6 protein-coding genes and 1 pseudogene are annotated in these 7,519 nt (G+C 72.0%); 2 read left to right on the top strand and 5 right to left on the bottom strand.

Annotated elements, in window-relative coordinates; translation table 11 throughout:
- Window positions 1–52: 52 nt before the first annotated feature.
- Window positions 53–1,969 (bottom strand): 1-deoxy-D-xylulose-5-phosphate synthase, encoded by a 1,917-nt coding sequence (dxs, locus tag AB0J66_RS38005; RefSeq protein WP_364671675.1) that lies wholly within the window; start codon window positions 1,967–1,969, stop codon window positions 53–55.
- Between the two features lie 108 nt (window positions 1,970–2,077).
- On the opposite strand from dxs, the gene AB0J66_RS38010 reads away from it, so the two are divergent.
- Window positions 2,078–2,938, top strand: coding sequence for a bifunctional 5,10-methylenetetrahydrofolate dehydrogenase/5,10-methenyltetrahydrofolate cyclohydrolase (locus AB0J66_RS38010; protein ID WP_364671677.1), 861 nt, complete (start codon window positions 2,078–2,080; stop codon window positions 2,936–2,938).
- On the opposite strand, the gene AB0J66_RS38015 is transcribed toward AB0J66_RS38010, so the two are convergent.
- A complete protein-coding gene (locus tag AB0J66_RS38015; RefSeq protein ID WP_364671680.1) occupies window positions 2,935–3,948 on the bottom strand; it encodes an NADP-dependent oxidoreductase in 1,014 nt (337 codons plus the stop codon). The two genes, AB0J66_RS38010 and AB0J66_RS38015, sit on opposite strands and share 4 nt — an antisense overlap.
- A gap of 236 nt (window positions 3,949–4,184) precedes the next feature.
- On the bottom strand, window positions 4,185–4,526 hold the full coding sequence (locus tag AB0J66_RS38020; RefSeq protein WP_364671683.1) for a hypothetical protein: 342 nt from the start codon (window positions 4,524–4,526) through the stop codon (window positions 4,185–4,187).
- A gap of 105 nt (window positions 4,527–4,631) precedes the next feature.
- Here AB0J66_RS38020 and AB0J66_RS38025 point away from each other — a divergent pair, with 105 nt between their 5' ends.
- Window positions 4,632–5,306 (top strand): ASCH domain-containing protein, encoded by a 675-nt coding sequence (locus AB0J66_RS38025; protein WP_364671686.1) that lies wholly within the window; start codon window positions 4,632–4,634, stop codon window positions 5,304–5,306.
- 15 nt (window positions 5,307–5,321) lie between these two features.
- Here the strand turns inward: AB0J66_RS38025 and AB0J66_RS38030 are convergent, their stop codons facing one another.
- Together AB0J66_RS38030 and AB0J66_RS38035 are read right to left on the bottom strand one after the other, a co-directional pair.
- A complete protein-coding gene (locus tag AB0J66_RS38030; protein WP_364671689.1) occupies window positions 5,322–6,641 on the bottom strand; it encodes a TRAM domain-containing protein in 1,320 nt (439 codons plus the stop codon).
- Window positions 6,631–7,519: pseudogene (locus AB0J66_RS38035) on the bottom strand (DNA-binding protein); the annotation flags it as partial. The pseudogene AB0J66_RS38035 and the gene AB0J66_RS38030, both read right to left, overlap by 11 nt.

The following is a 7,519-nucleotide window of genomic DNA, read 5'->3' on the forward strand; positions in this document are numbered from 1 at the left end:
GATAACGGCAGCGCCCCCGGCGGATCCCTTTCCGCGGCTTTTCAGCGTTTTATCAGGCTTGCGCGACCTCGGTGTCGGCCTCGAGCTTGGCGACCCAGCCGAGGACCTCGCGGGCGATGTCCTGAGCGGTCAGGCCGAGCGACGTGAGGATCTCGGCCCGGGTGCCGTGCGGGTGCCAGCCGGCCGGAACACCGAAGTCGCGCAGCGGCACGTCCACGTCGGCGTCGCGCAGCGCGGCGGCCACCGCGTCCCCCACGCCGCCGGAGCGGATGCCGTCCTCCAGCGTGACCACCCGGCGGTGCTGGGCGGCCAGGCCGGTCAGCTCGATCGGCACCGGGCGGACCCAGCGCGGGTCGACCACGGTCACGCCGTAGCCCTGCTCGGCCAGCCGGCCGGCCACGTCCATGCCCAGGCCGGCGAACGAGCCGACGGCCACCAGCAGCACGTCCTTGCGGTCGTCCTCGCGCAGCACGTCGACCTGGCCGACCCGGCGCACGGCGGGCAGGTCGGCCGCGACCGAGCCGGTCGGGAAGCGCACGATCGTCGGGCCGTCGTCCACCGCGACCGCCTCGCGCAGCTCCTCGCGCAGCGTGGCGGCGTCGCGGGGCGCGGCGATCCGCATGCCGGGCACGGCGCCGAAGACGCTCATGTCCCAGATGCCGTAGTGGCTCGGGCCGTCCGGCCCGGTGATGCCGGCCCGGTCGAGCACGAAGGTCACCGGCAGCTCGTGCATCGCGACGTCGAGCAGCACCTGGTCGAACGCCCGGTTGAGGAAGGTGGCGTAGACAGCGACGACCGGGTGCAGGCCACCCATCGCGAGACCGGCGGCCGAGGTGGCCGCGTGCTGCTCGGCGATGCCCACGTCGTACACCCGGTCGGGGTGCTTGCGGGCCAGGTCGGCGATGCCGGTCGGCTCACCCATGGCGGCGGTGATGCCGACCACGTCCAGGCGCTCGTCGGCGATCTTGATGAGCTCCTCGGAGAAGACGTGCGTCCACTTCACCGACGGCTTGGCGGTCAGGGCGCCGGTCTGCGGGTCGAACGCGCCCGGGCTGTGCAGGCAGTCGGCCTCGTCCTGCTCGGCCGGGCGGTAGCCGTAGCCCTTGCGAGTCACCGCGTGCACGATGACCGGGGCGTTGAAGCCCTTGGCCCGGCGCAGCGCCGACTCCATGGCCTGGATGTCGTGGCCGTCGACCGGCCCCAGATATTTGATGCCGAGGTCCTCGAACATCGGCTGCGGGGTCACCGCGTCCTTGATGCCGCGCTTGACCGCGTGCAGCACCTCGTAGACCGGCTTGCCGACCACCGGGGTGTTGCCGAGAGCGTCCTTGACCAGGTCGAGCACCCGCTCGTAACCCGGGTTGAGGCGCAGCGTGCTGAGGTGGTCGGCCAGGCCGCCGATCGTCGGCGCGTACGACCGGCCGTTGTCGTTGACCACGATGACCAGGCGGTTCTTCGCCGTGGCGATGTTGTTGAGCGCCTCCCAGCACATGCCACCGGTCAGCGCGCCGTCCCCGACGACCGCGACCACGTGGCGGTCCTCGCCGCGCAGGGCGAAGGCCTTGGAGAGCCCGTCCGCGTAGGACAGGGCGGTCGAGGCGTGCGAGTTCTCGATGAGGTCGTGCTCGCTCTCGGCCCGGCTCGGGTAGCCGGAGAGGCCGCCCCGCTGGCGCAGCATGTCGAAGCCGCCCTGCCGGCCGGTCACGATCTTGTGGACGTACGCCTGGTGGCCGGTGTCGAACAGCACGCGGTCCCGCGGCGAGTCGAAGACCCGGTGCAGCGCGAGAGTGGTCTCGACCACACCCAGGCTCGGGCCGAGGTGACCACCGGTGCGCGACACCTTGGCCACCATGAAGTCCCGGATCTCCGCCGCCAGCAGGGTCAGCTGCTCGGGGCTGAGGCGCTTGAGGTCACCGGGTGCGGCGACGCTCGCCAGAAGACCGTCGGAGGCGGGGAGGGATTCGCTCATGGGGGCAAAGTCTATCGGCGTGGCGCGACAGCGCATCCGCCAGAAGGTTCCCCTGCGGCGTCCTACACACAACCGTCACATCCATTTGGTCTGGCATGCTTGTCTGCCATGACCTCAGCTCGACTCCTGCCCGGCAAGCCCGTCGCCGAGGCCGTCCTCGCCGACGTGGCCGAGCGGGTGACCCGCCTGCGCGAGCGCGGCGTCACCCCCAGCCTGGCCACCATCCTGGTCGGCGACGACGACGCCAGCGCCGGCTACATCCGCATCAAGCAGAAGCAGGCGACCGAGCTCGGCTTCGAGTCCCCGCACGTGCACCTGGGCGCCGACGCGACCCAGCAGGACCTGCTGGCCGTGATCGCCGACTTCAACACCGACAAGAACGTGCACGGCGTCCTGATCCAGTACCCGATCCCGGGCCACCTGGACTACGACGCGGCCCTGCAGACCCTCGACCCCGACATGGACGTCGACGGCATGCACCCGCTGAACATGGGCCGCCTCGCCGTCGGCCTGCCCGGCCCGCTGCCCTGCACCCCGGCCGGCATCGAAGCCCTGCTCGCCCACTACGAGATCCCGGTGTCGGGCCGCGAGGTGGTCATCCTGGGCCGCGGCGCCACGCTCGGGCGCCCGCTGGCCATGCTGCTGGCCCAGAAACGCCCCACCGCGAACGCCGCCGTCACCGTCGTGCACACCGGCGTGAAGGACTGGCCCCGCTACACCCAGCGAGCCGAGATCCTGATCGCCGCGGCCGGCGTCCCCGGCATCATCCAGCCCGAGCACGTCAAGCCCGGCGCCACCGTGATCGGGGCCGGCGTCCGCTACGAGGGCCGCCGCCTGCTCCCCGACGTCGACGAGTCGTGCGCCGAGGTGGCCGGCGCCATCACCCCCCGCGTGGGCGGTGTCGGCCCGACCACCGTGGCCATGCTCTTCCGCAACGCCGTCCAGGCGGCCGAGCGGGCGACCGCTTAGAGCTTCACGACCATCTTGCCGGTGTTCTCGCCGCGCAGGAGGCCCAGGAACGCGCCGGGGGCGGCTTCGATGCCGCCCTCGACGACGGTCTCCTGCCAGGCGATCTTCCCGTCGCGCAGCCAGCCCGCCATCTCAGTGGCGAAGTCCTTCATCCGGGCGCCGTGGTTGGTGACGATGTAGCCGCGCAGATTCAGCTCCTTGCCGATCGCCAGGGCCAGGTTCCGCGGCGCGGCCGGCGGTTCGGTGTCGTTGTACTGGGCGACCGCCCCGCACAGGGCGACCCGGCCGTACTTGTTCAAGGAGCCGATCGCGGCCTCCAGGTGCTCGCCGCCCACGTTGTCGAAGTACACGTCGATGCCGTCCGGCGCCGCGGCCTTCAGCTGCTTGCGCACCGGCTCGTCGCGGTAGTTGAACGCGGCGTCGAAGCCGAGATCGTCGATCAGGTGCTTGACCTTGGCCGCCGACCCGGCGCTGCCGATGACCCGCTTGGCCCCGCGCAACTTGGCGATCTGCCCGGCGATGCTGCCGACCGCACCGGCCGCCCCCGAGACGAAGACCGTGTCACCCTCCTTGAACTGCGCGATGTCCAGCAGCCCGACGTAGGCGGTCAGCCCGGTCATCCCGATCACACCCAGGTACGCCGACAGGGTCGGAGCGGCCTTCGGATCGATCACCCGCGCCTTGGCCGCGTCCACCACCGCGTACTCACGCCAGCCGAGCCCGTGCAGCACGGTCGCCCCCACCGGCACCGCCTCGGCCCCGGACGCCACCACCTCGCCGATCGCGCTGCCGTCGAGCGGCTCCCCCAGCCGGAACGGCGGCGTGTACGACTTCACGTCGTTCATCCGCCCCCGCATGTACGGATCCACCGACATGAACAGATTCCGCACGACCACCTGACCGTCGGCCGGCTCACCCACCTCGACCTCGGCCACCTCGAACGTCTCCGCGCCGGGCCACCCCTGCGGCCGCGCCGCAAGCCGAACCTCACGACTGGTGAACGTGCTCATGCGAACTCCCCAGGCTTGTTACTCAACAGTAAGTTCCCCCAGCCTAAGCCGTCCGGCCGAGCACTCAACCTTTTCCACAGGCCACTTTGGTCGTCCACAGGCCACCACACGATCTTGGCCGAATCGGGGAGGATGTTCCTCGGGACGGAGGCCCCTTGGGAGGGCGGGGGTCCGTCCGCCGGTCGCGCCGGTGGGCAGCTCGGCCGCGATCTCCGGTGCCGGTCAGGCGGTGCCGGTCAGGCCGGGTCGGTTCGGTCCTGGCCGTTGTGAGGGCGGCGCGGGCGTGACCAGGGGCTGTACTTCACCAGGGCGATCACGCCGGCCGTCAGGGCCACGAGAAGCAGCACGCCGCGCACGATCGACGAGAAATAGCTCAGGCGGACGCCGAGGTAGCCGACGACCTGGAGCAGGAAGAACACGGCGAACAGGAGGTGGGCCAGGCCCCAGCGCCGGATCAGCGCGGGCTCGGTGACGCGGGCGCCCGGGGTGCGGCCGGTGGTCAGGGCCTGGACGCCGAGGCCGGCCGCGGCCAGGCCCAGGAGCGCCAGAACGACGTTCAGCCCATCCATGATCGTCACATCGGGGAAGCTACCCCGTCGCCCGAGCCGTCAACCCGGCCGCGAATCCCCAGGCGCCGGGCGAATTGGGTGGGACGCCGGATCGGGGCCGCCTAGGCTGCGGCCGTGATCGAATTGATTGAGGCCGCTCGGGCGGCCGTGCGGGCGCACGGCGACCACGACGTGCACACGGTGGCGGCGGCTGTGCTCGACGAGAATGACCGCATCCACGTCGGGCTGAATCTGTATCACTTCACCGGCGGGCCCTGCGCCGAGCTGGTCGCGCTGGCCGTGGCCCGGGCGGCCGGCGCCCGGAAGCCTCGAATGATCGTGGCTGTCGGCGACGACGGCCGGGGTGTGCTGTCGCCGTGCGGGCGCGACCGCCAGGTGCTGGCCGATTACTACCCGGGTATCCAGGTCGTCGTTCCCGGGCCGCGGGTGGTGCCGGTCGGCGAGCTGCTGCCGGAGACCTACCGGCAGGAGCAGCCTCAGCGACTGCGGTTCCGGGGGACGCATCTGCCGGCCGTCCGCGCCGGGCACAAGCGGATCACCATGCGCTTCGGGGACCCGGTCCGGGTCGGCCCGGCGCAGTTGGTGTTCGCGCTCGACGACGAGGTCAGCCTGCCCGGCCGCATCACGTCGACCGTCGCCATGCCGGTCGACCAGGTGACCGACGAGCTGGCCCGGGAGGACGGCTTCGCCTCGGCCGCCGACGTCCTGCCCGGTCTGCGCGACTACTACCCCGGGCTCCAGCCGACCGACGAGATCGTGGTCGTCCGCTTCCACCTCATCGAAGACTGACCAGCCGGCCAACCTCTAGTCGCCGGGTTCCAGGAGGGCCACGCATTCGATGTGCTGGGTCATCGGGAAGCAGTCGAAGGCGCGCAGGGCGCTCAGCTCCCAGCCCAGCGAGCGGAAGGTGGCGATGTCGCGGGCCAGGGACGCCGGGTCGCAGGCCACGTACGCGACGGCACGCGGGCCGGCGGCGGCCACTGCCCGGACGACTTTGGCGCCGGCGCCGGCCCGGGGCGGGTCCAGGACCACCAGGTCGACCGGGCCGGTGACCCGGCGGCGGCTCAGGGCGGCCTCCACGCGGGCCTCCACCACCTCGGCCCCGGCCAGGTCGGCGAGGTTGGCCCGGGCCGCGGTGACGCCGGACGGCGAGGACTCGACGACCGTCGTGCGGGCCCGGGTGCGGGTGGCGAGGGCGGCGGCGAACAACCCGGCCCCGCCGTAGAGGTCCCAGGACGTCTCGCCCTCGGCCGGCCGCAGCATCTCGATCACCGTGGCGACCAGGGTGTCGGCGGCCGCCGGGTGGACCTGCCAGAAGCCCTCGGGCGGCAGGGTCCAGGTGCGGCCGTCCGCGTGCTCGGTGACCTCGGCCGGACCGCGCAGGCGAGTGCGGAAGCCGGTCGGCGCTTCGGTCGGGTCGTCGGTGGGCGCGCTCCCCCGGCGGGCCAGCACGGCCACGTCGCCGCCGGTGGTGGCCACGGCTTCGAGCGCCTCGGCGTCCGGCCAGTCCAGCTGCAGCAGATCGAGTTCCTGGATCGCGGGGTGCGCGATCCGGCAGCGGTCGATCGGCACGACCTCATGTGAACGGTGTTTGAGCAGCCCGGGCCGGTCCAGCGCGTCGACCGCATAGCGAACCCGGCTCCGCCAGCCGAGCAGCCGGGAGGTCTCGCCCGACAGGGCGGGACCGGCGGTCTCGGACGCCGCGGCAGATTCCGCGAAGGAGCGGGTGGCCGCGCTTGCGGTTGGGAGGGCCTCGACCCGTACCTCCGGGGTGAGACCGGCCAGTCGCTGGAGCTGTTCGCGCACTACGGCCGTCTTCCAGCTCAGCTGGGCGTCACCGGAGGCGTGCTGGAGGTCGCAGCCACCGCAACCGCCGGGGTGGGCGTAGGGGCAGGGCGGCGTGACCCGGTCGGGCGAGGCGACGTGGATCTCGACAGCGTCGGCCCGCAGGAAGCCCTTGTGCAGCTCGGTGATCTCGGCCGTGACCTGTTCGCCGGGGAGGGCGTGGCGGACGAAGACGACGCGGCCGTGCGGGCCGCCGAGGCGGGCGACGCAGTGACCGCCGTGGGCGGGGGCGCCGACCGTGAGTTCGACGCGGTCGCCCTGGACGAGATCAGTGGTCATCGGTGGCCTCGCTGGTGGTGGCGGCCCGGGTGCGGGGTCCGCGGGCCGGGGCGCGGGTCAGGCCGCGGTCCATCCGGTCGAGGTCGCGGTCCTGGCTGGACTGCAGCTGCCAGGGGACGCTGGTGACCATCACGCCGGGTTCGAAGAGCAGGCGGCCCTTGATGCGCAGGGCGCTCTGGTTGTGCAGGAGGTTCTCCCACCAGCGGCCGACCACGTACTCGGGCACGAAGACGGTGACCACGTCGCGCGGGGAGCCGCGGCGGATGCCCTTGACGAAGTCGATGATGGGGCGGGTGATCTCGCGGTACGGGGAGTCGACCACGGTGAGCGGGACCGGGATCTGGCGGCGCTCCCACTCGTCCTGGATGACCCGGGTGTCCTTGTCGTCGACGTTGACCGTGACCGCGGTCAGCGAGTCGGGGCGGGTCGCCTGGGCGTAGGCCACGGCCCGCAGGGTCGGCATGTGCACCTTGCTGACCAGCACGACCGCGTGGTTGCGGGACGGCAGGATCGGGCGCTCGTCGGTCGGCGCGAGCTCCTGCGAGACCCGGGTGTAGTGCTTGCGGATGGCCAGCATGAGGCCGTAGATGACCACCATGGCGGCGATCGCGATCCACGCGCCGAGCAGGAATTTCGTGATCAGCACGATGATCAGGACGGCGCCGGTGAGGGCCATGCCGAAGGCGTTGATGGCCCGGGAGCGGATCATGCGGCGTCGTTTCTCGGGGTCGCGCTGGGTACGCAGCAGGCGGTTCCAGTGCCGGATCATGCCGCCCTGCGACAGCGTGAACGAGACGAAGACGCCGACGATGTAGAGCTGGATGAGCCGGGTCACCTCGGCCTGGAACGCCACCACCAGCACCATGGCGGCGATGGCG

This window comes from Actinoplanes sp. NPDC049598, assembly GCF_040675435.1.
Lineage (GTDB): Bacteria > Actinomycetota > Actinomycetes > Mycobacteriales > Micromonosporaceae > Actinoplanes.

What these genes read in the sequence shown, in the direction of transcription:
- AB0J66_RS38015 (WP_364671680.1), bottom strand. Translation starts at nt 3,948, where the DNA reads ATGAGCACGTTCACCAGTCGTGAGGTTCGGCTTGCGGCGCGGCCGCAG.
- AB0J66_RS38010 (WP_364671677.1), top strand. Translation starts at nt 2,078, where the DNA reads ATGACCTCAGCTCGACTCCTGCCCGGCAAGCCCGTCGCCGAGGCCGTC.
- dxs (WP_364671675.1), bottom strand. Translation starts at nt 1,969, where the DNA reads ATGAGCGAATCCCTCCCCGCCTCCGACGGTCTTCTGGCGAGCGTCGCC.
- AB0J66_RS38030 (WP_364671689.1), bottom strand. Translation starts at nt 6,641, where the DNA reads ATGACCACTGATCTCGTCCAGGGCGACCGCGTCGAACTCACGGTCGGC.